The sequence below is a fragment of the Paenibacillus sp. Soil522 genome, from assembly GCF_001428245.1.
Taxonomy (GTDB): Bacteria; Bacillota; Bacilli; order Paenibacillales; family Paenibacillaceae; genus Pristimantibacillus.
Genome location: NZ_LMRV01000030.1, coordinates 22,368 through 48,387, shown reverse-complemented (window position 1 = coordinate 48,387; position 26,020 = coordinate 22,368). Strand labels below are relative to the sequence as shown.

Annotated in this window: 26 protein-coding genes and 2 pseudogenes; 20 read left to right on the top strand and 8 right to left on the bottom strand. The window is 48.5% G+C overall.

Annotated features, from left to right (window positions below):
- Window positions 1-7: 7 nt before the first annotated feature.
- From nikD to ASG81_RS07240, 5 genes are all read left to right on the top strand, one after another.
- Window positions 8-841 carry a nickel import ATP-binding protein NikD gene (gene nikD, locus ASG81_RS07260; RefSeq protein ID WP_235548771.1) on the top strand — a complete coding sequence of 278 codons (834 nt, stop codon included), beginning with the start codon at window positions 8-10 and terminating at the stop codon, window positions 839-841.
- A complete protein-coding gene (locus ASG81_RS07255; protein WP_056631190.1) occupies window positions 838-1,068 on the top strand; it encodes a hypothetical protein in 231 nt (76 codons plus the stop codon). The genes nikD and ASG81_RS07255 overlap by 4 nt, the downstream gene beginning before the upstream one ends.
- Window positions 1,065-1,862: a nickel import ATP-binding protein NikE gene (nikE, locus tag ASG81_RS07250; RefSeq protein WP_056631187.1), complete on the top strand. Its 798-nt coding sequence runs from the start codon at window positions 1,065-1,067 to the stop codon at window positions 1,860-1,862. Before ASG81_RS07255 ends, nikE begins: the two co-directional genes overlap by 4 nt.
- Before the next feature lie 114 nt (window positions 1,863-1,976).
- Window positions 1,977-2,156 carry an H-type small acid-soluble spore protein gene (locus ASG81_RS07245; RefSeq protein WP_056631184.1) on the top strand — a complete coding sequence of 60 codons (180 nt, stop codon included), beginning with the start codon at window positions 1,977-1,979 and terminating at the stop codon, window positions 2,154-2,156.
- 9 nt (window positions 2,157-2,165) lie between these two features.
- Complete coding sequence (locus ASG81_RS07240; protein ID WP_081417186.1) at window positions 2,166-2,618, top strand: DUF421 domain-containing protein; 453 nt, start codon at window positions 2,166-2,168, stop codon at window positions 2,616-2,618.
- Between the two features lie 76 nt (window positions 2,619-2,694).
- Here the strand turns inward: ASG81_RS07240 and ASG81_RS07235 are convergent, their stop codons facing one another.
- The 4 genes from ASG81_RS07235 to ASG81_RS33850 form a co-directional block, all read right to left on the bottom strand.
- Window positions 2,695-3,006, bottom strand: a complete 312-nt coding sequence (locus ASG81_RS07235) for an MmcQ/YjbR family DNA-binding protein (protein ID WP_056631178.1) — start codon at window positions 3,004-3,006, stop codon at window positions 2,695-2,697.
- Between the two features lie 97 nt (window positions 3,007-3,103).
- Window positions 3,104-3,493, bottom strand: coding sequence for an SRPBCC family protein (locus tag ASG81_RS07230; protein WP_056631175.1), 390 nt, complete (start codon window positions 3,491-3,493; stop codon window positions 3,104-3,106).
- 26 nt (window positions 3,494-3,519) lie between these two features.
- Window positions 3,520-3,978 (bottom strand): SRPBCC family protein, encoded by a 459-nt coding sequence (locus tag ASG81_RS07225; protein ID WP_056631172.1) that lies wholly within the window; start codon window positions 3,976-3,978, stop codon window positions 3,520-3,522.
- Window positions 3,965-4,285, bottom strand: a complete 321-nt coding sequence (locus ASG81_RS33850; RefSeq protein WP_056631163.1) for an ArsR/SmtB family transcription factor — start codon at window positions 4,283-4,285, stop codon at window positions 3,965-3,967. Before ASG81_RS33850 ends, ASG81_RS07225 begins: the two co-directional genes overlap by 14 nt.
- A gap of 209 nt (window positions 4,286-4,494) precedes the next feature.
- On the opposite strand from ASG81_RS33850, the gene msrA reads away from it, so the two are divergent.
- On the top strand, window positions 4,495-5,172 hold the full coding sequence (gene msrA, locus ASG81_RS07215; RefSeq protein ID WP_235548770.1) for a peptide-methionine (S)-S-oxide reductase MsrA: 678 nt from the start codon (window positions 4,495-4,497) through the stop codon (window positions 5,170-5,172).
- 107 nt (window positions 5,173-5,279) lie between these two features.
- Window positions 5,280-6,200, top strand: a complete 921-nt coding sequence (locus ASG81_RS07210; protein WP_056631160.1) for an aldo/keto reductase — start codon at window positions 5,280-5,282, stop codon at window positions 6,198-6,200.
- A 100-nt stretch (window positions 6,201-6,300) separates the two neighbouring features.
- Here the strand turns inward: ASG81_RS07210 and hflX are convergent, their stop codons facing one another.
- The 4 genes and pseudogenes from hflX to ASG81_RS07190 all read right to left on the bottom strand — a co-directional run bounded on the left by hflX (window position 6,301) and on the right by ASG81_RS07190 (window position 12,510).
- A complete protein-coding gene (hflX, locus tag ASG81_RS07205; protein ID WP_056631157.1) occupies window positions 6,301-7,566 on the bottom strand; it encodes a GTPase HflX in 1,266 nt (421 codons plus the stop codon).
- A gap of 431 nt (window positions 7,567-7,997) precedes the next feature.
- Window positions 7,998-8,341: pseudogene (locus ASG81_RS07200) on the bottom strand (type II toxin-antitoxin system death-on-curing family toxin).
- Between the two features lie 27 nt (window positions 8,342-8,368).
- Window positions 8,369-11,299: a DEAD/DEAH box helicase gene (locus tag ASG81_RS07195; RefSeq protein WP_056631151.1), complete on the bottom strand. Its 2,931-nt coding sequence runs from the start codon at window positions 11,297-11,299 to the stop codon at window positions 8,369-8,371.
- A complete protein-coding gene (locus ASG81_RS07190) occupies window positions 11,296-12,510 on the bottom strand; it encodes a hypothetical protein (RefSeq protein ID WP_056631148.1) in 1,215 nt (404 codons plus the stop codon). The genes ASG81_RS07195 and ASG81_RS07190 overlap by 4 nt, the downstream gene beginning before the upstream one ends.
- 174 nt (window positions 12,511-12,684) lie before the next feature.
- Here ASG81_RS07190 and ASG81_RS07185 point away from each other — a divergent pair, with 174 nt between their 5' ends.
- From ASG81_RS07185 to ASG81_RS33645, 13 genes and pseudogenes are all read left to right on the top strand, one after another.
- The gene (locus tag ASG81_RS07185) at window positions 12,685-13,002 is read left to right on the top strand and encodes a thioredoxin family protein (RefSeq protein WP_056631146.1); all 318 of its coding nucleotides are present in this window, start codon (window positions 12,685-12,687) and stop codon (window positions 13,000-13,002) included.
- Window positions 13,003-13,175: 173 nt separating this feature from the next.
- Window positions 13,176-14,441, top strand: coding sequence for an ATP-binding protein (locus tag ASG81_RS07180; protein ID WP_056631143.1), 1,266 nt, complete (start codon window positions 13,176-13,178; stop codon window positions 14,439-14,441).
- A gap of 301 nt (window positions 14,442-14,742) precedes the next feature.
- Complete coding sequence (locus ASG81_RS07175; protein WP_056631140.1) at window positions 14,743-15,378, top strand: FMN-dependent NADH-azoreductase; 636 nt, start codon at window positions 14,743-14,745, stop codon at window positions 15,376-15,378.
- A gap of 283 nt (window positions 15,379-15,661) precedes the next feature.
- Complete coding sequence (locus ASG81_RS07170; RefSeq protein WP_056631138.1) at window positions 15,662-16,447, top strand: DeoR/GlpR family DNA-binding transcription regulator; 786 nt, start codon at window positions 15,662-15,664, stop codon at window positions 16,445-16,447.
- The gene (gene pfkB, locus ASG81_RS07165) at window positions 16,447-17,391 is read left to right on the top strand and encodes a 1-phosphofructokinase (RefSeq protein WP_056631136.1); all 945 of its coding nucleotides are present in this window, start codon (window positions 16,447-16,449) and stop codon (window positions 17,389-17,391) included. The genes ASG81_RS07170 and pfkB overlap by 1 nt, the downstream gene beginning before the upstream one ends.
- A 37-nt stretch (window positions 17,392-17,428) precedes the next feature.
- Window positions 17,429-18,814 carry a fructose-specific PTS transporter subunit EIIC gene (locus ASG81_RS07160; protein ID WP_056631133.1) on the top strand — a complete coding sequence of 462 codons (1,386 nt, stop codon included), beginning with the start codon at window positions 17,429-17,431 and terminating at the stop codon, window positions 18,812-18,814.
- 80 nt (window positions 18,815-18,894) lie between these two features.
- The gene (locus tag ASG81_RS07155; RefSeq protein WP_056631130.1) at window positions 18,895-19,350 is read left to right on the top strand and encodes a PTS sugar transporter subunit IIA; all 456 of its coding nucleotides are present in this window, start codon (window positions 18,895-18,897) and stop codon (window positions 19,348-19,350) included.
- A 19-nt stretch (window positions 19,351-19,369) separates the two neighbouring features.
- Complete coding sequence (locus ASG81_RS07150) at window positions 19,370-19,642, top strand: HPr family phosphocarrier protein (RefSeq protein ID WP_056631127.1); 273 nt, start codon at window positions 19,370-19,372, stop codon at window positions 19,640-19,642.
- Window positions 19,643-19,677: 35 nt separating this feature from the next.
- On the top strand, window positions 19,678-21,423 hold the full coding sequence (ptsP, locus tag ASG81_RS07145; RefSeq protein WP_327205150.1) for a phosphoenolpyruvate--protein phosphotransferase: 1,746 nt from the start codon (window positions 19,678-19,680) through the stop codon (window positions 21,421-21,423).
- A 196-nt stretch (window positions 21,424-21,619) separates the two neighbouring features.
- A complete protein-coding gene (locus tag ASG81_RS07140) occupies window positions 21,620-21,850 on the top strand; it encodes a hypothetical protein (protein WP_056631120.1) in 231 nt (76 codons plus the stop codon).
- A gap of 141 nt (window positions 21,851-21,991) precedes the next feature.
- Complete coding sequence (locus ASG81_RS07135; RefSeq protein WP_056631118.1) at window positions 21,992-22,675, top strand: polysaccharide deacetylase family protein; 684 nt, start codon at window positions 21,992-21,994, stop codon at window positions 22,673-22,675.
- A 619-nt stretch (window positions 22,676-23,294) separates the two neighbouring features.
- Entirely contained in the window at window positions 23,295-24,404 is a 1,110-nt protein-coding gene (locus ASG81_RS07130) for an N-acetylmuramoyl-L-alanine amidase (RefSeq protein WP_056631114.1), read from the top strand.
- Between the two features lie 319 nt (window positions 24,405-24,723).
- Window positions 24,724-24,971, top strand: a pseudogene (locus ASG81_RS33645) (acyltransferase family protein); the annotation flags it as partial.
- Window positions 24,972-26,020 lie beyond the last annotated feature (1,049 nt).

Here is a 26,020-nt window from a genome sequence, read left to right as displayed (position 1 = left end):
GAGGCCATTGGTTATAGATCCACGAAATGTTTTGCAGGTGAGCGGCCTGCATGTAACGGTAAATACGGCTCAGGGAACGGTTCCTCTGGTTCAAGATATCCATTTTGAGCTGAAACCCGGTCGCGTGCTCGGGCTTGTCGGAGAAAGCGGCAGCGGAAAAACGATTACCAGTCTGTCCCTGCTGCAGCTTCTGGACCGCAAAACAACCAGCGTGGAAGGCAGCATACGATTAAACGGCCGTGAGCTGAACGGGCTGAGAGCGGATACGATGCGGAGCATTCGCGGGAAAGAAATCGCCCTCATTATGCAAAACCCGATGAATGCCTTCACTCCCGTGATTAAGATCGGCGATCAATTCATCGAAACGATCCGTACGCATACCTCACTCACCAAAAAACAAGCGTTCGAGCTGGCGGTTACCTCTTTGCAAGATGTGAATTTGCCTGATCCCGCAGGGCTCATGAAGCAGTATCCGTTTCAGCTGAGCGGGGGGATGCTGCAGCGGGTTATGATAGCCATTACCATATGCCTTCGACCATCCGTCATTATTGCGGATGAGCCGACCACCGCTCTGGATGTGACCAACCAATTGCAGGTACTACGGCAGCTGAAGCGCATACGTTCGGAATACGGCACATCCATTTTATTGATTTCCCATGATTTAGGGGTAATATCTGAAATGGCTGACGAGGTCGCCGTTATGCAGCATGGCCGGATAGTCGAAAAAGCGGATGTCTACCAGCTGTTCGATCATCCTCAGCATGAGTATACGAAAAAACTGCTCAATGCCAGACCCGCGTTACAGATCAACCAGCCGACTAAGGAGTTTGTCATGTCATGAATGCCATAGAATCGCCGACGTCGGTTTTGCAGGACCGTCCCTTTTGTCCAAAAGCAATACAGATTTACCTCGTAGCGATATTATTTAATACGACCAGCCATATCCTTCTGATTCTGCTGCCGCTGAGCTCGCACGAGCTGGGAGCAAGGTTTTCCGACTGTATCGCCATTGGAGCGGCTGCCCTGCTGCTAATGCTATTTTTTAAGAAACGGGGGGTGAGCAAGTGAGTTTGCTGCAGGTGAAAAACGTTACTCATGGATACGGCTCATCCAATCTGTTCTGGCAGGCGAAGCGGGCAACGGTGCTTGACGATGTATCGCTCTCTATCGAACATGGCCAGTGCCTGGGGCTTCTCGGAACGAGCGGGGCAGGGAAGAGCACGCTTGGCAAGGTGATCCTAGGTTTGGAAAAACCGCAGAAGGGGCAGATTCTTTTCCAAGGAATCGATCTCTATGACACAAATGCGTCTACCAGGAGACGGCTTCGCCGCGATCTGCAAGTCGTGTTTCAAGATTGCTATTCTTCCGTAAATCCGCGAATGACCGCTGAGCAAATTATCGGGGAGCCGCTGCAAAACTACGAGAGCCTGTCCCCTAACGAGCAAAAGCGATCGATAGGAGAGCTGCTGGAAACAGTCGGGTTAAGCCCGGAAGATATGAGGAAGTACCCTCATCAATTTAGCGGAGGGCAGCTGCAAAGGATCAATATCGCGAGAGCGATTGCCTTAAAACCGAAGCTGCTTGTATTGGACGAGGCGGTTAGCAGTTTGGACATGGTTACTCAAGCCAATATTTTGACCTTGTTAAAAGACTTAAAGTCGACATTCGGCCTGTCTTTTCTGTTTATCACACATGATATTAAGGCTGCATACACCATTTCCGATGCTTTAGCCGTCATGGAAAAAGGGGAATTGGTTGTACATTGTGAGGATAAGGCACAGTTTTTACAGCTGCCGCATCCGAGTGTACAGAGGCTTTTACAGTTTATTCTTTCGGTGCATCCGCGGTCTCGTTCACTCTAAAGCAATCGCTGCAGGTATTATACTGTGATGATTGCTTTTTTTGTTTTTAGCCAGAGGAATATTTTCATGAAAAATGTGTAGAATACGGTTTGAATAAACAAGGGAGGATATGACATGAACAAACTAAGAGCACAAGAAATCGCAGAATCACCGGTAATGGCTCATGTAACATACGAAGGAAACGCTATCTATATTCAGCATGTCGATCATGATAAAGAAACAGCGAGAATATATCCCCTCCATGATTCGGAGCAAGAACTTGAGGTGCCCATACAGAGCTTGGTAGAACATTAGGCCAATGGTATGGATTATGTAATCCCGGTTCTTAGAGCAATTGGGTTGTTCGTGGTTGGATTAGTAGCTTTTCGGATCATGGGAAGCCAAGCGGTGGGGAGACTAACGGATTTTGATCTGGTTATCGTGATAGCGATTGGAGCGATAATTGGTGACGGATTAGCTGATCCCGAACTAAATCTTTTCATTCTAATTGCAGCCATTGCCGGACTGGTGTTGATGCAATTACTAGTCAGCGTGCTTGCCATGAAGAGCAAATTTATAGAAAAATTAGTGAGCGGCAGCCCAATCAAGCTGATCGAAAACGGAAAAATTCTGATGAACGGGCTGCGTAGAGCGAGAATTACGAAAAACAATTTAGATCAGGAATTGCGTGTTAAAGGCCTAACTGGCTTTGAACAGATTGAACAAGCTTTTATGGAACCGAACGGAAAGCTTAGTGTAATTGAAAAAAGCAACTAAGGGCAAGGACACCGGCCTCATAATTGGTGTCCTTTTTAAGTGGATCCTGTTATTTATCGTTGACTCCAGACACTGCTTAGTTTAACTGACGCACATAGTTTAAGGCTTTTACGGAAAGCTCTTCCCATTGTCCGGAATGGCGATTAGGCACTTGCACCCATCCATTCATGGGACGACCTGGCATAGGCTCGAACGTGCGGACGCCTTCCAGTGACATCAAGCTTTCTTCTGCAGGCAGCTTGAATACCATTTCCTCTTGGTAAAACATTGCGAATGCTTTCTTGTTTATTTTCAGACACTTTGCGCCGAACATATTGCCTTTGACTACATGGTCCGTGAGGTTTAAGTGGCTGGCAATTTCGTTAAATGCCATCTCGTATTGCGACAACGAAGCTTCCTCCTTTGCTTTCCCCATAAAAATGAACAAAGCGCGCCATTTCAGCGCGCCTTTGATTCTCAGCCAGCACTCGCTGGTTGAATGGAGCTTAATCCAAATATTTCTCCAGGGCAGTCCAATAGTTATCTTTCCAGCCTGGCTCCAGATGCTCGCTTTGACCTTCGGGTATACCCGTATGATCAAAGATCAATAGGGTTTCCGAGCCTTGCTCCTGGAGCTCAAACTTAACGATGGAATATACGCCATCCGGCCACCGGGCAGGACGCCAAGCTTGTACGATCCGTTGGTTTGGCAGCAGTTCCACGTTGCGGCCGACGATATGACCTCCAAAACAGGAGAATGAGCCGCCAACCTCCGGGCTGATCTCGGCAGGAGCGCCTCCGGTGGCTTCACTGAATTGCTCGGCGCTGGTAAGAATCTCATAAATGCGGCTGGGGCTCGCTTTGAAAACAATTTCTTGATGGATGGATGCAGACATTGTTCGTATTTCCCTCCTAATAAATATTAATGCATGGCCTTTATGGACCAAGGATCAATGCCAGGGTCTTGGCCTTCAGCCAAAGCCTGCAGTCGTGTCATGTAATGGTTCCAGCCCTGCTCGTGTGACAGTACTTCTTGAACAGGCAAGTCGTAATGCTTTAGTTGAAGGAGGGTTCCATTGTTCTTAGGAATCAGTCGAAACTCAAGCGTGCTCGAACCGGGCGGCACTTGCTGAGATTTTTCCCAACCCCATGTCATAACAATTTTCTCATGCGGTACAATTTCTACGTATTCGCCCATAGCAATGTCGCTTCCGTTAACATCTATACGGTATTTACCGCCGATTTTAGGCTCCAACAGGACATGGCTGCCCATCCAACGGACCAGCTTGTCCGGGTCGGTAAAGAACGAGAACAACGTTTCAGGACGGCATTCGATATACAATTCCTTGGTAATTTGTTCACTGCTGTTAAGTGGATTCATGATTTCTCCTTTCCTCGGCTTCCGCTGCTTCTTTCAAACGTAATAAGCTATCATCCCAGAAATGGTCGATATAGGCCCTCAAATCTGCGAAACCTTCCTTTCTTATCCGATAATACCGTTTGGTTCCCTCTCTCCGAACAACGACAAGTCCGGATCCTTCGAGAACCTTGAGATGCTGTGAAACTGCTGGCGCTGAAATATCAAAATGCGATGCGATGGCGCTTGAAGTAAGCTCCTTGTCACGAACGAGATATAGAATATCTCTGCGTCTAGGCTCAGCTAGAGCATGAATGGCTTTTTCGATCATGGACTTAATTTAGCATATACTTAATTAAGTGTCAACTTAATTAAGTGGATTTGAAGGGCCTTCACTCTTTGCATCTCGTTAGTACAGCATTTACAATTTTTCAGCACAGCATTACGATTAAACGATAATCGGGCAGACTTATAGGGCTGCTGGTTGCAATTATAAGGTAAAACGCAAGCTATATATCCGGGTGTTATGGAGGGAGCCATTTGAACAAACAGGTCATGCAGGCCAGCGATAGTGAACCTTTTTTCCCGATGAGCAATGTCCAGACCGTAACGCTTGGAATGGGTTGTTTTTGGAGTCCTGAATCCTTGTTTGGCCATCTGCCGGGCGTCATTAGAACGCGTACAGGCTATGCGGGGGGCACCTCTATGAATCCTGCTTACCGGCAAATGGGGAATCACACCGAGACGGTCCAATTGGATTTTAGCCCGGGCATCATTACGTTTGATGAGATCTTGGAAGTGTTTTGGAATAACCACAATCCGGTTAATATCAATAATTATAAAGGGCGTCAATATTTATCGCTGTTGTTTTATTCAGATGATAAGCAAAGAGAAACGATACAGCATGTTTTGAGGAGGCGGAAAGAGCAAGGGAGGGGCGAGCCTGAAACGGAGATTGCGCCCTATTCCGGATTCCACCTTGCCGAGGATAAGCATCAAAAATATTATTTAAAACGGTTTCCAAACGCTATTGAAAAGCTGAATGAATGGTTTCCGTCGCAGGATGATTTGAACAACTCTACCTTAGTGGCCCGTTTGAACGGCTTGGCAAAAGGGTATACAAACTTGGAGCGCATCTTGAACGAAATGGGACAATGGCCGATCCGCTCCGAGCATCAGAAGCTGATAATTGACCTAGTCAAGCAAATTCGTTGGTAGGATATGCGTTAAGCTAATAAAGAAGGCTTTTGTTCTATTTTTGTGTATGGGACACAATGGTAAAATAAAGCGGACAAGTATCTGATCATTCGGAGGGAGTGTCAATCTTGAAGTATAGGCGACTGGGAAGCACGGAGTTAAATGTATCGGTAATCGGTATCGGAACATGGCAGTTTGGAGGAGAATGGGGCCAGGAATATTCGCAGCAGGAAGTGGATATGATTCTCGACAAAGGTCATGAGCTGGGCATTAATCTGATTGATACCGCAGAATGCTATGGCGATCATCTTTCGGAGTCTCTCATTGGAGACTATATCAGCCGCCGCAAACGCGAGGATTGGATTATTGCTACGAAGTTCGGACATCAATTCCATGAGCGCTTCACGCGTACTGACGAATTTAACGCCGATGGGGTTATTACGCAGCTCGACGCATCGCTGAAAGCATTGAAGGTTGACTATATTGACCTATACCAATTCCATTCCGGGCCGGATCAAGCATTCGATAACGATGAGCTGTGGACTGTGTTGGATAAGCAAATATCGGCGGGGAAAATTCGTTTTCTTGGGACATCGATCGGCAGCAACAACAACCTTCATCAAACGGAAGCATCATCGAAAGTGAACGCACGCGCTATTCAAGTCGTTTATAACAGGCTTGATCGCACGCCTGAAGAGCGGGTGTTCCCGTCCTGCCAGCAGCAGGATTTGGGCGTGCTTGCCCGTGTTCCATTGGCGAGCGGTTACTTAAGCGGTAAATATAGGCCTGGCGCTATCTTTGGCGATACCGATGTACGGCACAGGCATGATGCAGAGAGCACGCGGCTGAAGCTGCTGGAAGTAGAGCATATCCAGCGTGAAGAAGTGCCTAGCGGCGTCTTGATGGCCAGTTGGGCGCTGGCGTGGTGCTTGAATCATCCTGCGGTTACCGCCGTCATTCCCGGCTGTAAGAACCCTGAGCAGGTTACCGCTAATGCCCAAGCCGCGCAGCTTGTCCAAGGTCCGCATCCGCAGGATGTCAGCCTCTAGCTTGGCAAAAGCATAGTGTATTGCACTTTGCCAAAAGGTATCTTCCATACGCTCTAAGCGAGAACCCCCCGACCAGTACAGGCCGGGGGGTTCTTGCTGTTTAAAGCACGATTACTTCATTTCGATACCTTTCGAAATCAGCTACGCGGCACTCCAGCTTCATTCTCGTGCCTTCCGGTTCGTAATCCGTGGATTGAACGTGAGCATGCTCATTAAAGTATGCGACCAGCCGTCCTTGGCTGAATGGAATCAGCAGCTCGCACTCCATGTAGTCATCGAAGATATGGCCGCGAATGAGCGAGATAAGCTCATCTAAACCGCTCTTTTTCTTCGCCGAGAGGTAGATCTTATCGTCTTGTACGGCCGGGTAGGCGTGCTCCGTCAAATCGCATTTATTGTAAGCGTAGATCGTCGGAATGTGATGAGCGCCCAGCTCCTTCAACGTATCATTCGTAACGGAGACCAGCTGCTCGTAGTCTTCATGGGAGTAGTCGACGACATGCACCAGCAAATCGGCCTCGGCTACTTCCTCTAACGTCGAGCGAAAAGCTTTCACAAGGTGATGGGGGAGCTGGCTGACGAAGCCGACCGTATCCGTCAGCAAAAATGATTTATTGTCCTGCAGCTCTATGCTTCTAACCGATGTCTCCAGCGTGGCGAACAGCATATCTTGAGCAAAGACCAGCTTATTGGTACCGGGATTGCATTTCTCCAGCAAAGCGTTCATCAAACTGGATTTTCCCGTATTCGTGTAGCCGACGAGACAGACGACGGGCACCTCGTTCTTTTGCCGCTGCTTCCGCTGAATTTGACGTCTGGCTACGAGCTTATCCAGCTCAGCTTGCAGGGCGGTTATTCTCTCCTCGATGCGCCTCCGGTCGAGCTCGAGCTTCGTCTCGCCAGCGCCCCTGTTTTTGAGACCGGCTCCACCGCCTTGACGGCCTAATGATGCGCGAAGACCGACCAGGCGGGGAAGCATATATTGGAGCCGGGCAACTTCCACCTGCAGCTGTGCTTCTCTGGTTTTGGCGCGCTCCGCAAAAATATCGAGGATAAGGATCGTCCGGTCGATAACCGTCCGCTCCAAAGCAGCCTCCAGATTGCGAATTTGAGAAGGAGACAGCTCATCGTTAAAAATGACGACATGCGCGTCATGTGCCTCGAGCAGCGCCAGCAGCTCCTGTATTTTACCGGTCCCGATGTAGTGGGAAGGATTTATGCGGGCTGCCTTCTGACTGAGCTCATCGACAACCTCGATATAGCAGGCGGCAGCCAGATTGCGGAGTTCCTCCATGGAGTAAGAAAAGTCTGTTTGATTTTGAAGCTGAACGCCGACGATAATCGCTTTTTGCTGCGGTTGTTCCATTATTCATCATCCTCTAAAGGTTATTTGTAAAACAAAAAAACACAGGCTGCTCTGCCTGTGTTCACAGTTAGGGGGAAGAGGATATCAGAAAAAAATGGTCTTCCATAGGCAATGAACAGCGGAGCCGTCCAGAAAAGACGGGAAAAGCCCGGCTGTTGTAAGAGCTGAGATGCTTCGCTCCACGTATGCATATGGAATTTCCGTTCCAAAGGCGAATACGCCAAAGAGGGCTGATCCCTCAACGTTCCGACGTATTCCAAATGTGGGTTACCTTCAAAATGGCAGACCTATCCTGAGTCCTCTGCACACAGGCAGAGCTTTGGCGCTATTCAATTAGCAGCTGCGCAAAGACCTAACTCGGATAAAGTCTATCACACGTAACCCTCCGTTCCTTTAAATTAGCATCAGTGTAGCATAAAACGGCGGAGAATTCATCCATTGATTGAGTGTTGACGAATAACAGTTATCAATTCATAAAGGAGTAAATATGATTGACCATGTCTACTGTAAAATCTTCGGCTTTCTTGGCGTCCATTACAAAACGCAAACTATTATACCGTAAGAAAATCACAAGAGCAGTAAACGCAGTGCGTTTGTTTGCATTTTGAAAGGGATGGTTTTGACCGAGAGATTCAAACAAAGCCGCAGCTTTATCATAAACGGAAAGATAAGCATCCTCACCGAAAGCTGATGATTGTGAACGAAATACGGCAGACTCAAGCAGGCTTGGGTTTTTCACGCCAATCTGTTCTCCTACGCTATATTTGTGTATCATGGCGACGTTAATGGCGATAGCGGACCGTTACGATCCGTTCCAATCCTTCCGCAAAGCAAAGAGTTCCTGAATCGCTTCATTTGACAGCTCGGTTATCCAGCCTTCGGAGCTGGAGATAACATTTTCGCTAAGCTGAAACTTGTTATCCAGCATTTCATCGATACGCTCCTCCAGCGTGCCGAGCGAGATGAACTTATGCACCTGCACATCGCGGGTTTGGCCCATACGGTACGCACGGTCGGTAGCTTGGTTTTCCACAGCGGGATTCCACCAGCGGTCGAAATGGAACACATGGTTGGCCGCTGTGAGGTTAAGACCGACGCCCCCGGCTTTAATGGATAAAATAAAGACGTTTGGCTGTTCGGCAGCCGGTAAGCTGCTTGATTGAAACCTCTCAATCATCCGGTCGCGCGCTAATTTGGACGTGCTTCCATTTAAATAGAGAATGGGCTCTTGGAGCTCTTGCGCCAGCACCAGCTGCAGGAGCTGCCCCATGCCGATATACTGCGTGAAAATAAGGCAGCGTTCTCCTTCATCCCGCAGCTCCTTCACCATTGCGAGCAGACGCTCCAGCTTGGAAGAACGGTTGATGATCGATTCGGCATCGACTCCTCTGTCCGCGTCCGCAGAAATTTCAGGTATAGGCTCTTTCGTCAAAAGCATAGGGTGGTCGCAAATCTGCTTCAGCTGCATGATGGCCGACAGAATAGCGCCTTTACGCTGAATGCCTTCAAGCTTCTGCATACGCTCCATAAGCTGATTGACGGTCTGATTATATAATGCGCCCTGTTCAGCGGTAAGATGAATATAGGTTTTCATTTCGTTCTTGTCGGGCAAATCGAGCTGAATGGCCGGGTCTTTTTTCTTCCGGCGGAGCATAAACGGCTTCACCAGCTTTTGCAAATCAGCCGTGCGCTGTGCGTCATGCTCCTTTTCAATCGCATGGCTGAACCGTTTTTGAAACCCGTGGGAGCTGCCCAGAAATCCCGGATTAAGGAAGTCATAGATGGACCACAGCTCCGACAGCCGATTCTCAATAGGCGTTCCGGTTAGCGCAATGCGATGCTTGGCAGAAAAGCTGCGAACAGCGGCAGACTGCTTGGTTTGAGCATTTTTAATATTTTGTGCTTCGTCCAGGCAAATGGCAGCCCAAGTACATGCCTTAAGCAGCTCCTGATCCAGCGTTGAAGTCGCATAGGAGGTTAGAATAACATCGGCGTGTACGGCTGCCGCATGAAAGGCTTCTCCTGCCAGCCGTCCGCTTCCATAGTGGAGCATGACCTTAAGCGACGGGGCAAAACGGCTGATTTCCTTCTGCCAGTTGCCGAGAACAGAAGTTGGGCAAATGATGAGGGAGGGCAGTTTCTCTCCTTTATTCGTTTCTTTGAGATGCATTAAATAAGCAATAAGCTGCACGGTTTTACCTAACCCCATGTCATCCGCGAGACAAGCCCCGAGCCCGAACCGGCGCAAAAAGGCAAGCCATGCATATCCGTCCTGCTGATAGGTGCGCAGGTTAGCCTGCAATCCGTCAGGCACCGCAAGCGCCGGTAATTCCGCCTGCTGGCCGAGCTGGCTCATGAGTTTAAGGAGATGCTGGTTCAGCTCCACCTCAAGCTGGACGCGTGCCTCATTCTCTGGTGATTGTTCCGGCTCGCCGTTTCCGGCATCATCGCTGCTTCCCAGCAGATGCAGCTGGAGTACGTCCTGAAACGACAATCCCTGAGAGCTGTCCACGCTCGCCATGACTTTGCGTATTTGGGTTAGCAGGGCCGGATCGAGTGTGATCCACGTCCCCCGAAAGCGGACTAACCGTTCATTGCGGGAAACCAGCTCAGTAAACTCTGCCTCGGTGAGATCCGTATCTCCAATGGCAACGCGCCAATCAAAATCAATAAGCGAATCAAGCCCGAACAGCGAATCGCCTTTGCTCCCGGCCCCGGAGCTTACCTTGGCGCGCAGCCGAGGCTTCTTCCGGCTAGCCGTCTCCCACCAAGCGGGAAGAAGCACCTGCCAACCGGCTTCTAACAAACGGCGGCTATCCACGGTTAAAAATTGCCAAGCAGCATCATTTTCCAAGGGGCCGCTTAACAGATCCTCGCGTCTGCCGGACAAACGCTCCTTGGGAAGACAGGCTCGCAAGCGGTCAAGCCAACCGGCAGATCGCTCGCGCACAGCCATAGACCATGAGCCCGGCCAAGCGCCGAAAGTCTCGCCTTCCTCGGATAGATGCACCGGCACAAGCACCGCTTGATCAAGCTTGTCCTGAAGAACGAGCCTTAGCTGCCAGGAGCTCTCGGCTTCGCCGGGCTCCAGCAATTGCAGAACGGGACGGAAGGGGGCATAATCGGCTTTCCAGCCAACCGCAACAAGCCATGCCTCTGCGTTCAGACCGGATAAGGCAACATGGTCCTTGGAAAACAGCAGCGGATATTCCCGCCGTAAATCTGCGGCAGCCGTTTCTGATCCGTAATAGCGGCTAAATACAGCGGCAGAGAACGCTGCCCGTAATCCGTCTACCAACTCCATGTCCGCTTGCTTGAGACCGTTTGGTATATCTAATGCAGTCTCATCCCATGACCATTGGAGCTTGCCCGTCTGAAAGGCAGAGAAGCTCGGCACAAATTTTTTTGCCTCCATGCTTGCAGTCAGGAAGGGGGCCAGCCGGACAATTTGCGCCGCTTGTTCTCCCCATGCCCATTTAATGTGCTCGAGCAGCTGATTTTCCGCAAAGAAGGGGATGACCTGCTCGGCAGGAAGGATAATAAGCTCCGCTCCTTGAATCTGTTCCAGTTCCAACTCGGTACCGTAGAAGGAAGCAGCGTGCCAGGCGAATAAGCTTTGTTTTAAGGTAAGGCCGGATAAGTAGTCTCCCGTGTCGTTGAATCCATAGATAAGGGCATCGCCGTATGTCGTTAAATTAACATGCACCGTGAACGATTTCGTAAACTTGCTCATGATAGTAATTTACCTTTCCGCAGCTCTTCCTGCAGTGCGCGAAGCCGGCTATGCCGTGAGGAGAAAGCGGTTATGAAATGCTCCCACTGCGCGTCGTTCTTCATTTTTTTGTAGAGCTTTGCCAGCCGCTTAAGCAGCTTAACCGCTGATTTGTAGCCGGCTCTATTTTTGAGCAGCACATATCTCTCCACGGCTTGATGGTAGAAGGGAAGCAGTACCTCCGGCGCATTTTTCTCAAAAGGCGTGAAGACGCCGGCGCGGTAATCGAAAGGATCGCTTCCGGTGCTAAGCTGATAATCGACCCACTGCCTCCATTTGCCATACTTAAGCAGCTTCTCTTCATAGATAGAGCTTGTGAGAGGCAGCATATGAACGAGCAGCTCCCACATTTGCTGTTCCTCATGAGGGAAATGCTGGGCAGCCATGTCCCAATATTGGAAATAGCGTTCAAGGCTGTCCGTGCGGTGATTTTGCAGCAGGGGAGCGCTGTCGGCTAACCATTTGAGCAGCCGCTGCCATTCCGCAGTTTCCGCCATAGCGGACAACAGTTGAAACAAGCCGTATGGACGGATGTTGAAGCTTTTGTTTATTTCCATGAATAGCGACATCGCTTCTTGATCGCGGGTAAGAAAGAAGCTCATCCAGCTCTGGGCGAGCAGCCACGGATAGCGGGAAAGAGAAGTGCCGAGCTCATCGTGTGCGGCTTGCAGGTGATGCAGCTCCTCCAGGCATAGGCTCCTGCCGTTCTGATGAGGATAAATCCAGATGCTCCAGAACCAGTAATACGGATTGGAAAAATAAGACTGCACGCCGGCTTCCGTCAGCATAAGCTTTCTCAGATAGGGGATCGTTTCGGTTATGCGCTGCCAAAATTCCGGATCGTCAGCATGCAGAAGCTCCTTTGCGAAAATGTCTTCGATGCTCTTCTGCATGTCGGAAATAGCGGCTTGGGTGTTATACCCAATAAAAGTTCCGAGCCGGAGCGATTGGTTCGGCGTTCGGTTTAACAGCAGCTCCAGCACAAAGAAATGCGCATGCAGCTCGAACATGCTGTTCATTGCAGGTGTCAGCGGAGCAGGCTTTAACTCATTGATGGACGCTAACGCATTTTGCACAAACGCAAGGTTGCGGGTATGCTCAGCCAAGGAGGCCGTGCAGTGCGCAAACAGTCCGTGCCATTCCGTGCATGTCATGCTATGAATTGTTTTCATTATTGAATAGTCTCCTGAGCAAAAAGGTCTATTTTCGAATATATTGATTATAGCATTTCATGATTAAACTTCGTTGCATAAAGCCGCAGTTTGTTCGGCTATCGCTTTTCTAAATTAGAAAATCATCTTACAATATACGTATGAGGATGCACGGGAAGGAATGGGGAATGGCATATGGCGATTCAAGAAATACAAGAGGCGGATTGGCTCAAATTGAACCGGATCGGAAACGGAAACGATGCGTTGTTATTTTCATCCCCTTTTTGCGGAACCTGCAAAGTGGCCGAGCGCATGCTGGAGATTGTGGATGCCGCTCAGGTTCCTGTAACGCTGTACAAAATGAATATCAACTACTCGTCCAAGCTGCGCGAGGCATGGAAAATATCAAGCGTTCCCTGTTTGGTCTTGCTTAAAAATGGCGAGCCGTTCCGGTTCGAGTATGCGATGCGATCAGTGGATTATTTGTACAAATTGATGAAAAGTATGGAATAACAATAATTAAGTTGCTTTAAATTGTTTTTTAATTATGTAATTCCCAATTAATTCTATGAAAAAGAGCGCCGAAAGGTGCTTTTTTTTGCTGCTACAATTCACTCTTTTTATGATATATTAAGGGGGTATATGCAATAGATAGAGCGTTTTCATACAAAAACTAGGGGGATTTTATGATAGAGTATATCAAAGATTTTTTATTGAATATTTTCATTATTTTCTCCCCGCTTGCTTTTTATCCTTACATTTATAAAACAAAAAGCAGGCCGCTGCTGTACCGTTTCCTAATGTACATCTTTTTTGCGCTCGCTATTATAACAACCATGTCTTTTCCGGTAACGATTAACGGGCTGCTTTATGATTTTCGTACGATTCCTTTAGCGGTCGGCTCGCTTTATGGCGGCGTACAGGTTTCCGTCCTGCTTTATTTGACTCTCATGCTCTATCGTTATTTACTTGGAAACCCAAATGTATGGATCTATATATTGGCCTTGCTGCCTGGCTTTGTCGTTTTTCTATTTTTGTATAAAAGTTTTCAATCGTTAAAGCTGGTTCAAAAAATAGCGGTAGCGGTCATTTTATGCACCCTCATTAAGCTGCTGACATTTACCGTGTATTTATCGTTGACCGGGCAGATCGGGCTGCTATTGAATAATCCGATTTCAACCGTACAAAACCTATTTCTGCAAGGGTTAATTGTTGGGCTATGCGTATATGCCATTGAATTTTTAAATAAATATTTTATGATGCAGGAAGAGATTGTGAGAAGTGAGAAGATGAAGATCGTTGGAGACATGGCTGCTTCGGTAGCTCATGAGTTCCGGAATCCGCTTACGACGGTACGGGGATTTATTCATTTGTTCGGGACAACCACTATCGATAAAGAGAAGAAGGAATTTTACAGGAAAGTATGCATTGAGGAGCTGGACCGTGCGGAGCTTATTATTACAGACTATCTTTCGCTTGCTAAGCCCGACCCTGAACATATCGAAACGCTGGATGTAAAGGCGGAGATTCATTATTTGTCGAATGTTCTGCTGACTTATGCCAACTACAATAATATACAGGTTAATGTACAGACGGGCTCTGAGCAGCCGATCTTCATAACAGGCGACCGGTTTAAATTTCGCCAGGCTTTAATCAATATCGGCAAAAATGCGATCGAGGCGATGCAGGATGGGGGGACTTTAACGCTTAAAACCTATTATCGAAATGATCAGGTGTTAATCGTTCTGAGCGATAATGGAAATGGGATGACCCCAGAGCAAGTGAAAAGACTAGGAACGCCCTATTATTCGACCAAGGACAAGGGGACAGGCCTCGGGACGATGGTTTCATTCAGCATGATTAAAAAAATGAATGGGAAAATCGATATTAGGAGCGAAATAGGAAAAGGTACGGAATTTATGCTTGCTTTTTCAGAGGTAAAACGGCCTTAACAGCCTTAACTCTCATAAACAATGCGCCTAATTTCAGATTTGCGCAGCTGCTTCTTAGCGTTCTCTATATGTCGCGTGAAATACACCAGTTTGGTGTATTTTTTTTGCATTTTTTTAACACTTTTGATTCGAATTAAGTCATACAGGCCTGGGGCATAATGAAGCTGGCATGATGGACTGCGGAACTTGTTTTTTTACGCCTTATAAAGTATAGTAAGTAAATAATGATTTGAAATAAGCTTTAAATAAGTTATAATGAACTGGTCAATAATAGTTTAAAAAAGAAGGGAAGTTTTTCGAAATGGCAACAGTATTGTACATTACAGCTCATCCGCATGATCATCAAACTTCGTTTAGTATGGCAGTAGGTAAAGAGTTTATTGAAGCATACCGTGAAGCAAATCCATCGGACGAAGTCATTAGCGTAGATTTGTATGCATCAGATATCCCGCAAATTGATGCTGATGTATTCAGTGGTTGGGGTAAACTAAGATCAGGATCTTCTTTTGATGAGCTTTCCAATTCCGAAAGAGAGAAAGTAGCTCGTCTGAATGAGATCGTGGACCAATACGTCGCAGCTGACAAATACGTATTTGTTTCCCCAATGTGGAATTTCTCTTTCCCGCCTGTTTTGAAGGCATACATTGATGCGGTTTGTATCGCGGGCAAAACCTTCAAATATACAGAGAACGGTCCTATTGGCTTGCTGACAGACAAAAAAGCTCTTCATATCCAAGCAAGCGGCGGTGTGTACTCTGAAGGTCCTGCTGCCGGCTTTGAAAGCGGCCATAGCTATATCGGAAAAATTATGCAATTCCATGGCGTTCCGTCCTTCCAAGGAATCTTTGTTGAAGGTGTGGCTGCTGCTCCAGATAAAGCGCCGGAAATTAAAGAAAAAGCGATTGCTCAAGCTAAAGAAGCTGCAAAAACGTTCTAATAATCAGAATAAGCAAGTACAAGTAAGACCCGCGATGTGTCGCGGGTCTTTTTTTTGTATGTCTTCTGCTTATAAGGAAGGGTTGCTCGTTGCTTTGAAAGGTTATGCTCATTTGATCACAACCACTCACAAAGAAAGCGCTTTACAATTTTAAATTAGTCATATATAATCATAAACAAGACCAAATGAGCATCTTAATGTAGTTAATCTTTTAACTCATTCATAAATGAGCACACTAATAGCAAGCAAGCTGCATGAGTTTGGCTGAAGGAGGAAATGCTGTATGTTGTTTGAAGAAGAACGTAAGCGGCACATCGCGGATTACGTTCATCAGCACAGCCGAGCATCCGTCCAGGAGCTGGCGAATCATTTTCAAGTGTCGGAATCGACGGTACGACGGGATCTGAGAGATCTGGAGGAGCAGGAGCTGCTGCGGCGCACGCACGGCGGAGCGGTAGCGGTCATGCAAAATGATAATAACGAGCCATCCTTCCTGGAGAAGGAGGACCGCTTTCAGCAGCAGAAGCAGGATATTGCAAGAGCGGCACTGTCGCTTATCCGCGAAGGCGATACGATCATGCTTGACTCGGGTACCACGACTTATTATTTGGCTAAGCTGCTGAAAAACTTCCAGCGTTTGACCGTCGTAACCAACTCGGTTATGGTCGCGCAGGAGCTCGCGAACGAGAAGAGTATTGATCTTCTGCTCACGGGAGGCACGCTTCGCCCGGAGACGCAGGCAATGGTCGGACCATTTGCGGAGCGCGCCATTGCATCCGTGCATGTCGACAAGCTGTTTCTGGCTACGAACAGCTTTGATTCCGAAACTGGATTGACGACGCCGAACCTGATTGAAGCCGCAACGAAGAAACAAATGATTAAATCGGCTGAGCAGGTTATACTGCTCGCGGATCATAGCAAGTTCGGAAGAGTATCCTTTTCCCGGTTCGGAAATCCCGAGGATGTCACGACGCTGATCACTGATTCGCTCGCATCACCGGCTGTTTTACAGGCTTTCGAGGAATTCGGGATTGTGGTTGTATTAGCTGATTATGGAGGTGCTGTATAATGAAGCCGGCTTCACCGGTCATCACCGTTACTCTAAATCCGGCATTGGACAAAACCGTCACCATAGAGCAGTTTGAGTACGGGGGCTTAAACCGCATCAAGGAGATGCGGACCGATGCAGGAGGCAAGGGCATTAATGTTGCCAAAGTATTGAAGCAATTCGATGTCGCTGTTAAGGCGCTTGGTCTCACGGCGGGCTATCAGGGTCAGGTCATTCGAGACCAGCTGGAGAAGATGGGCATCAATTCGGCAATGATTGAAGCTGCGGGGGAAACTCGGGTCAATCTGAAAATGGTCGATGAATCGACGAAGCAGACGACCGAGCTCAACGAGCCGGGTTTCACGGTTGACGACGTACTGCTTGATCAGTTCCGGGGCATGTTCAAATCCAAAGCTGCCGAAGCGTCGATTATCGTTCTGGGCGGCAGTCTTCCTCCCGGTACGCCTCCCGATTATTATCGGTCGCTCATCGAAAGTGCGCGGGAGCAAGGAATAAGAACGATACTTGATGCGGACGGCGAGGCACTTGCACTTGGCATAGAAGCGGTCCCATTCGCAATCAAGCCCAATATTCATGAGCTCGAAGCGCTCCTTGGCGAGACGTTCGACAGCATGGAGCAAATAGTTGGGGCGGCAAGAACGTTAATTGACCGGGGTATTGAATACGTGCTCGTATCTATGGGCGCAGAAGGCTCGCTTCTCGTGAGCAAGTCGGAAGCGGTGAGAGCAAGCCCATTCCCGATTACGCCGGTCAGCACGGTAGGGGCAGGCGATTCGATGGTTGCGGCAATGGTGTACAGCTTCCTTGAAGGCAAATCAGTCGAAGAAACAGCCAGATGGACATCAGCTGCGGGCACCATTACGGCTTCCAAGCCGGGCACACAGGTGTGTACGATTCACGAGGTTAAGCAATCGCTCCAATTGGTTACGCTCACACATTATTAAAGGGTCATACGAACATTCTAAGGAGGGTTAATGCACCATGAAAAAAATTCTCGCTGTAACTGCATGTCCAACCGGCGTCGCTCACACGTATATGGCTGCTGAATCTTTGATTAAAGCAGCCAAGGAAAAAAATATACCGCTTAAAGTGGAAACTAGAGGCGCTGTCGGCGTCGAGAATGAATTTACTGATCAGGAAATTGCTGAAGCGCATGCTATTATCGTCGCTGCCGATACCGATGTATTAGAATCCAGATTCGCAGGCAAGCCGGTCGTGAAGGTCGCTGTTGCCCAAGCGATCAAAAATCCGGCAGGATTGCTGGAAGAAGCGTTAGCTAAACAAGCGTCCTCTCCGAACGACTTTGCGAAGCAGGTGGAGCAGTCGAAGTCCGAGCGCAGCGCAGCGCGCAGCGGCCCATATAAGCATCTCATGACCGGCGTATCGCATATGCTTCCCCTTGTTGTAGCAGGCGGTTTGCTTATCGCATTATCGTTTATTTTCGGAATCGAAGCATTCAAAGTAGAAGGTACATTCGCAGCAGCGCTGATGCAAATTGGTGGAGGCTCGGCTTTCGCCTTGATGGTTCCTGTTCTCGCCGGCTTTATCTCCTTCTCTATCGCTGAGAAGCCAGGTCTAGCACCTGGTCTCATCGGAGGTATGCTGGCATCAAGTATAGGTGCAGGCTTCCTTGGCGGTATTCTCGCAGGTTTCCTGGCGGGCTACACGGCACTCTTCTTAAAGAAAAACATTAAGCTTCCGCGTAACCTTGAAGGCTTGAAGCCTATCCTGCTCATTCCGCTTCTTGCGTCAGCGTTTACTGGCCTTATGATGATTTATGTAATTGGCGAACCGGTTAAAGCGGTTATGGATGGTCTAACAGCTTGGCTTACAGGACTAGGCACGACAAACGCTGTACTGCTTGGCTTGCTGCTCGGCGCGATGATGGCGTTCGATATGGGCGGTCCGGTGAACAAAGCCGCATATACGTTTGCGGTGGGTCTGCTTGGAAGTGAAGTATACGGTCCAATGGCAGCGGTAATGGCAGCGGGCATGACGCCTCCGCTCGGCCTGTTTCTTGCTACGCTGCTTGCAAAACATAAATTTACCAAAGAAGAGCGGGATGCAGGCAAGTCGGCCTCCATACTCGGCATCTCATTCATTACGGAAGGCGCGATTCCGTTCGCTGCCGGAGATCCGTTCCGCGTCATCCCTTCGATTATGGTAGGCTCGGCTATAACCGGCGCTTTGTCGATGGCATTCGGCGCGACGCTCCGCGCTCCGCATGGCGGCATCTTTGTCCTCCCGATTCCAAATGCGGTGAGCCATCTCGGGCTGTATGCTCTGGCGATCATAATCGGCACGGTTGTTACAGCAGTGATGCTGAGCGTACTCAAAAAACCGGTAGAGCTGCGTAATCAAGCTTAAACAGGTATAATCAAATAATTGGCAGGGGGGACTTCTCCCCCTATTGTCTATTTCACAATCATTTTCAGGAGGTATTTACAATGAACATTAACGCGCTGCTAGATGAAAAAGCCATTTTTATCCCGCTAACGTCGACTGATAAGAACAGCATTATAGCTAATATGATTGACGGGCTTGTCGCATCCGGCTCCGTATCGAATAAGGAAGCATACTTGGACGCTGTGCTCACGCGCGAGAGCACGGGTTCAACAGGCATCGGCTTCAGCGTAGCGATTCCGCACGGAAAATCAAGTGGCGTCGCCACACCGGGTCTGGCATTCGCTAAGCTGTCAACGCCTGCAGAATGGCAATCGCTCGATGGCGAGCCGGTTAAGGTTGTATTTATGATTGCCGTACCGGAAGCAGCCGAAGGCAACGAACATTTGAAAATTTTGATTGCTTTGTCCCGTAAGCTCATTGATTCCGAATTCCGTGAGAAGCTAATGGCAGTCGAGCATTCGGACCAGCTAAAAAGCTTGCTTGCAACGATCGAATAGGAAGGGAAGGCGTAACTAAATGCATTCACAAAAAGTAGTCATTCAGAACACTGCCGGCTTTCATATCCGTCCGGCGCAGCTATTTACCGAAAAGGCGGTACAATTTCAATCGACGATTCTGATTAAGCCGGAAGGCACAGCAACAGTCGCTGATGCCAAAAGCATTCTAAACCTGATGACGCTCGGTTTGGATAAAGGTTCAGTTATTACAATTGAAGCCGAAGGACCGGATGAAGCACAAGCGGTCGCGGAGTTGTCTGAGCTTGTAGAAAGCGGATTCGGCGAAGATTAATGACCGGCATGTAAAGCCGCAGCAAGGAGGAACGAATGATGATGACAGAAACAATCGAGCAGCGACTGACAGGACTGGGCGTATCCGAGGGTATTCGGATAGGCAGGGCTTTTGTCTATAAGCCGTTGAAGCTTGATGACATAAAGGAGAGCAAGACCGACCAGCCGGATCAAGAGCTGGCTCGCTTGGAGCAGGCTAAGGCGCAATGCGCTTTGGAGCTTAGCGAGCTCATTGAACGCGCCAAGCAGACGCTTGGCGAAGAGAAGGCCGCGATATTGAAAGGGCAAATTAGCTTCTTGAACGATCCGGCATTTTACCCGCCTATGCAGAAGCTCATCCAAAATGAGCAATGGTCAGCCGAAACCGCGGTGCGCCGTACGGTAAATCAGGTTGCCGGGCTATTTGAAGCTATGGCCAGCGAATACATGCGTGAGAGGGCGGCAGACATCCGGGATGTCGGAGGCAGGCTGATGACGCAGCTTGTGGGACATCAGGGCGCACGGCTGTCCGATATTGCGAGTGAAGTCATCATTGTGGCAGACGACCTGACGCCTTCCGATACGGTCCAACTGGATAAACAATTCGTGCTGGGCTTCGTAACGCGAATCGGGGGTAAGACGTCTCATACCGCGATTCTTGCAAACTCGCTTGGTATCGCAGCCGTGCTCGGACTAGGCTCAGCGATTGAGCAGATTCAGCATGGCGAGGAGCTTATCATCAATGGCTCGACCGGTGAATGCGTGCTTTATCCGAAGGAGTCCACGAAGGAAGACTTTGCGGCTGCGTTTGCTGCGGAGCAGAAGGAGCAGGAAAGCTTGAATGCTTATCGCGAGCTTGCTGCCGTAACGAAAGACGGCTTCAGCTTTGAGATGGCCGCTAATATAGGAACGCCTCAGGAAGCAGCGGGCCTGCTTGAGAAGGGCGCGGAAGCCATCGGCCTTTACCGGACGGAGTTTTTGTTCATGAGCGCCTCCCAGATGCCGTCGGAGGAGATACAGTTTGAAGCCTACCGCCAAGCAGCGGAAGCCATGCAGGGACGCCCTGTCGTTATCCGGACGCTGGATATCGGAGGCGATAAGGAGCTGCCGTATCTCCAGCTTCCAGAAGAGCTAAACCCGTTTCTCGGCTATCGCGCTATCCGGCTTTGCCTTGATCAGAAGCAGCTGTTTATTACTCAGCTGCGCGCCATTATCCGGGCTGGAGCGTATGGCAACGTAAAGATTATGTTTCCGATGATTTCGGGAATGGATGAGTGGCGTCAAGCCAAGGCTTTGTATGACGAGGCTCGCCAGCAGTTAATCTCCGAGGGAGCGAACATAGGCGAGGCCATCGAAATTGGCATTATGATCGAAATTCCTTCCGCTGCGCTCATGGCGGACCGCTTAGCCAAAGAGGTTGATTTCTTCAGTATTGGCACGAATGATTTGGTGCAGTATACGGTTGCTGTGGACCGGATGAACGAGAAAGTCTCTTATTTGTATGATTATTTTCATCCAGCGGTTCTCCAGCTTATTAAGAGCGTCATCGATGCTTCGAATAAGCATGGTAAATGGACCGGCATGTGCGGCAGCATGGCAGGCGATCCGCTCGCTGCTCCGCTGCTTGTCGGACTTGGCCTGCATGAGTGGAGCATGTCGCCTTCGGCTATTCAACGGATCAAGCAGACGGTCAGGAAGCTTGAGCGCAGCGCTTGCGAGCAGTTGACCGAACGTCTCCTGGATTTGGATACGCCGGCCGAGATCCGATCAGAGCTTGAAGCTTTTCTGAAGCTGCAGCAGTAAAGAAATATACAGGAGAAGACGCGGAAGCTCATGCCGCTCTTCTCCTGTTTTAGTGTCAGCCACACCTCAATAGGTACCCGTTATTTATTTTATTTCCTAATATATTTTTATCGAGTTAAGATTACGGGGTTGTTCGTGCTATAATTGAACAGTGCGGTCAATAAAGATCATTGACTATGATAAAGGAGTCGGAAATATGCAGGTAGTATTTGAAGACTGGGATCAAAAAATAAAGAAGACGTTTAATGCCACCAGCAAGCAGGTTGTATTAACGGTTACAGAGGCCGGAGATCTGTTAGGCCTTACAAAGGACCAGATGAAGGTTTATGTGCTTAAGCATAACCTGACGAAGGTTCCGATAAATCGCAGCGTCCACAGATATCTATTACTGAAAAGCGAAATAGATGAGATCGTAGCAAAGGCCTAACATTTGCGAAAAACCACAGCCTCCCCCGAGGTTGTGGTTTTTTGTTAGTGAGTTCCAATTCAGTCTGACCTAACGATATTTTTAAGGTATACTAAATAAATAAATAGTTTTGCATGAATAGATAAACGGAGGTTTCTGGTTATGTTAGCGGTTGAAAGAGCGGCGTATCTCATCATTGATGACGGTCCTGCCGAAGATTTTATGGAAAAAGTAAATGATTTGAACGCAAAAGGGATTCGGGCGATTTGGTTTTGTTTAGGCGAAGCGCTGGAAAGGTTTTCGGAAGAGGCTGTTCGCGCCATAAAGGACGGTCATATTATCGGCAATCGCAGCTACGATGATGCAGACCTCTCTGCACTCAGCTTGAAGGAAGTGAGAGAGCAGCTGGAGCGGACCGACCGGATCGTTGACGGGCTGTATACGAGAGCGGGCGTTTCAAGACCGTCAAAGCTGTTTCGCTTTCCGTATGTTCACCATGAGACGGACGAAGGACATTTTGCAGGTATTCAGCGCGTGTTGGAGGAGCTTGGGTATGAGCAGCCGGAGTTTGAAAATATCCGCTGCAATAAGCGAAGCCAAGCAGCCCTGAATAAGGGGCTCCATGTGGAGTGTACGCTTGATACGTTCGATCTGGGTACGGATGCAGCTTTTGGCGATGAGGGCGGCCTGCAAGCCTTTAGCGGAAACGAGATCATTATGATTCATGACTGGGTCCCTGCGGTGCCGTTTAAGGCTTTAATGGATAAGCTGCTTATGAAGGGAATGTCCTTTAAGCTGCCGAAGGAAATGAGCGGGAATATGGTACCAGTCTTAACTTCTACATAGAAACGGAGAAGCCGGGCGCAGTACGCAGCTATCGAATGATGGCTGCGTGCCGCGCCCGGCTTTTATTTTGCAAGCATGCGGCCTCATCTTAATAAACAAACCTGGCTGCGCTCAATAGCTTAACAGGAATAACGAAGCTTCTGTAAATAACTTGGCGATAAGCAAGGAGACGCCTATAACCGACTGCTGCAGGATGTCGCTCCGAAGCAGCACTTCATTTCCATTGCGGGAGGGAATCATACATTCGACGCAGTTGATTCCTATAAGGGCACTACACTTCAGCTGGATGAGGCGGTTGAAGAAACGGTTCAATTTTTGAAACAGGTGTACTAAGCCGATAAACGTGATGTCACTCGGTTTAATCTGTATAAAGCAGCATTATCCTCGCTTCATTCCTTCGCAGTACATTTAAATCGGTGCCGTTTACGTCTGTTCCGGACGTAAGCGGCGCCTTTTTTTTGCAATATTGCAACTAGCGTCAGAATCTGACGGATTACTCTAGTTTTTTGGCGGCGCATGGAGAATGCGGGCGTAATTTTGCATATAGGTCTGCACGAATCTAGTAATTGCTGGTATAATGGTAGACCTACATAGCCTAAGAATACTAAAGGAGACTTGTATGAAAAAAATTGTATACCTGATAATTTTGATCTGTGGGTTGATTAGTATTTCCGGTTATATACCAAACCGGGCGGAAGCAAGCGATAGTTATACAGCCAAGGTATACACCGACTCATTGAATGTCCGCAGCGAGCCTTCGCTTGAATCGTCGATCGTGGGAGCTTTAAAGAATCGCGAGATGGTCACCGTTTCGAATGAAGAGCACGGCTGGCTGCGCATCAAGTCGGACCGGGTCTCCGGCTGGGCGGCAGGTTATTATTTGAAGAAGGTCGATGGCAGTGTCGTTACGGCATCGGCAACAGATCAAGATGGCAATGTGCAAGAGAGTTCTGCAGCCACCCGGGCGACTGTGCTGGCGGATTCGCTGCGGATCAGGGCCGGCGCCGGATTGAACTATAAGGTTCTGGGAGGCCTAACAAAGGGTGAGGCTGTTACGATAATGGACAACCGGGAAGGATGGGTTCGGATCCAGACTCCGCATGGGCAAACCGGCTGGGTATCAGATCGTTATATCGTGAAAGGCGCAATACAAACGGCGGCGGTTTCTTCGGGAAAATCGAAGGGACTTAAAGGGAAAGTAATCGTCATTGACCCCGGTCACGGCGGAGAAGATCCCGGAATGATCGGAACGAAATATGAAACGATGGAGAAAGAGCTTAATTTGAGCACCTCCTTCTACCTCGAGGATGAGCTTCGCAGCCGTGGAGCGCGCGTCCTCATGACAAGAACGAAGGAAGAGGAGAAGCCCAAGCTTTCCGATAGGGTGAAGATAAGCGAATCCGCCGGCGCGGACGCTTACGTCAGCATCCATTATAATTCTTCAGAGAATAATACGTCCGGCATACTTACCTTCTATTATTCGGAAATGAAAGATCGGCCATTAGCCCGCGCGATAGAAAACAGACTTGCAGACGGTATCGGCTTGAAGAGCAATGGGATTTCTTTCGGCGATCTTCACGTTTTGCGGGAAAATGATACGGTATCTACACTCGTAGAGCTTGGTTTCTTGTCCAACGCAAAGGATGAATCCATCGTCCGCGGCTCCGACTACCAAAAGAAAGCAGCCAAAGCAATTGCGAAAGGGCTGGAGGATTTCTTCAGCAGGTAACTGCATACTTGATCGGACAAGAGCAGACCGTCAGCTTTGGGCGGTCTGTTTATTCTTGTAGAGACGCATTTATTTTCGTCATAAAAGGGATGGCTATGTGGCCGAACCCCTATGAGGCAATGAAGCTATCCATAATATAACATGGCAAAGGATACTGTATCATAGCGGAGAAAGACTAAAAATACGCCCGGTCAGCTTCCCTAAGACTGTGAGAGACTGGATAAGGCAGAAATTTCGCGGATTATGAAGGGTGAGGTTTCCATGTTGGTTTGTTAGTATTGGGTAAGAGTCAATAAAACCAATCGGAGGAGTTAAAAAGATGCCGGAGGTTAATCAACGCGACCATTATTTCGATAATGTGAAGTTTGTCTTGATTACGTTCGTGGTCATCGGCCATGTGCTGGAACCCCTTTATTCTACAAGCGAGTCCGCGAAGGCCTTGTACAACTTCATTTACTTTTTTCATATCCCGCTTTTTGTTTTTATTACGGGTTACTTTTCCAAGAAATCGGGAAAGCTTGGCCCCTATCTCGTTCTGTATGTCATTTTTGAAACGCTGTATACGCTNCCCGCTTTTTGTTTTTATTACGGGTTACTTTTCCAAGAAATCGGGAAAGCTTGGCCCCTATCTCGTTCTGTATGTCATTTTTGAAACGCTGTATACGCTGCTGGATTATTATCTGAACGACAGGGCAAACCTGAAATTCACCTTCTTTCTGCCCTATTGGGTAACCTGGTACCTGCTTGCGGTTATTTTATGGAAAATYGCCCTGCCGTATTTTACGAAATTAAGGTATCCGATCTTGTTTGCAAGCTGYCTTGCGGTATTGGCCGGCTACGMTTCAACGGAACTGGGGTATAAGCTGTCATCGCTCCGGGCGATCAACTTCTTTCCGTTCTTCCTGGCAGGTTACTATATGAAGAGGGAATACTTCGTATATTTAATTAAATGGCCGGTCAAAATGGCATCTGCGTTTATTATGATTCTCACACTTGGGCTTCTATTCCGCTATGGCCAGAACCTCAATTGCGAATGGCTTTGGGGCAGCTACAGTTACTCGAAACTGGGCAGCCCGGAATGGTATGCGGGGGTATACAGGTNTATTCCGCTATGGCCAGAACCTCAATTGCGAATGGCTTTGGGGCAGCTACAGTTACTCGAAACTGGGCAGCCCGGAATGGTATGCGGGGGTATACAGGTTGGCTATTGCAGCCGTATCGGTCATTTTGTCACTTTGCGTTCTCTCCTTAATCCCAACGGGGCAGACACGGATCAGCGAGCCCRGCATTCGGACGATGTATCCCTTTTTGCTGCACGGTTTCGTATTGAGAATAATGGATCATCAAGGCTTCTACCGGTATATCGACACATGGGCAGATCAAATGCTGTTGATTCTGTTTGCGAGCCCGGCATTCGGACGATGTATCCCTTTTTGCTGCACGGTTTCGTATTGAGAATAATGGATCATCAAGGCTTCTACCGGTATATCGACACATGGGCAGATCAAATGCTGTTGATTCTGTTTGCTATCGTTATAACCTTTATCTTTTCCATGAAATGGGTCGAAAAACTCTGCCGGCTACTTTTCAGCCCTAACTTATCTTTTCTGTATAAA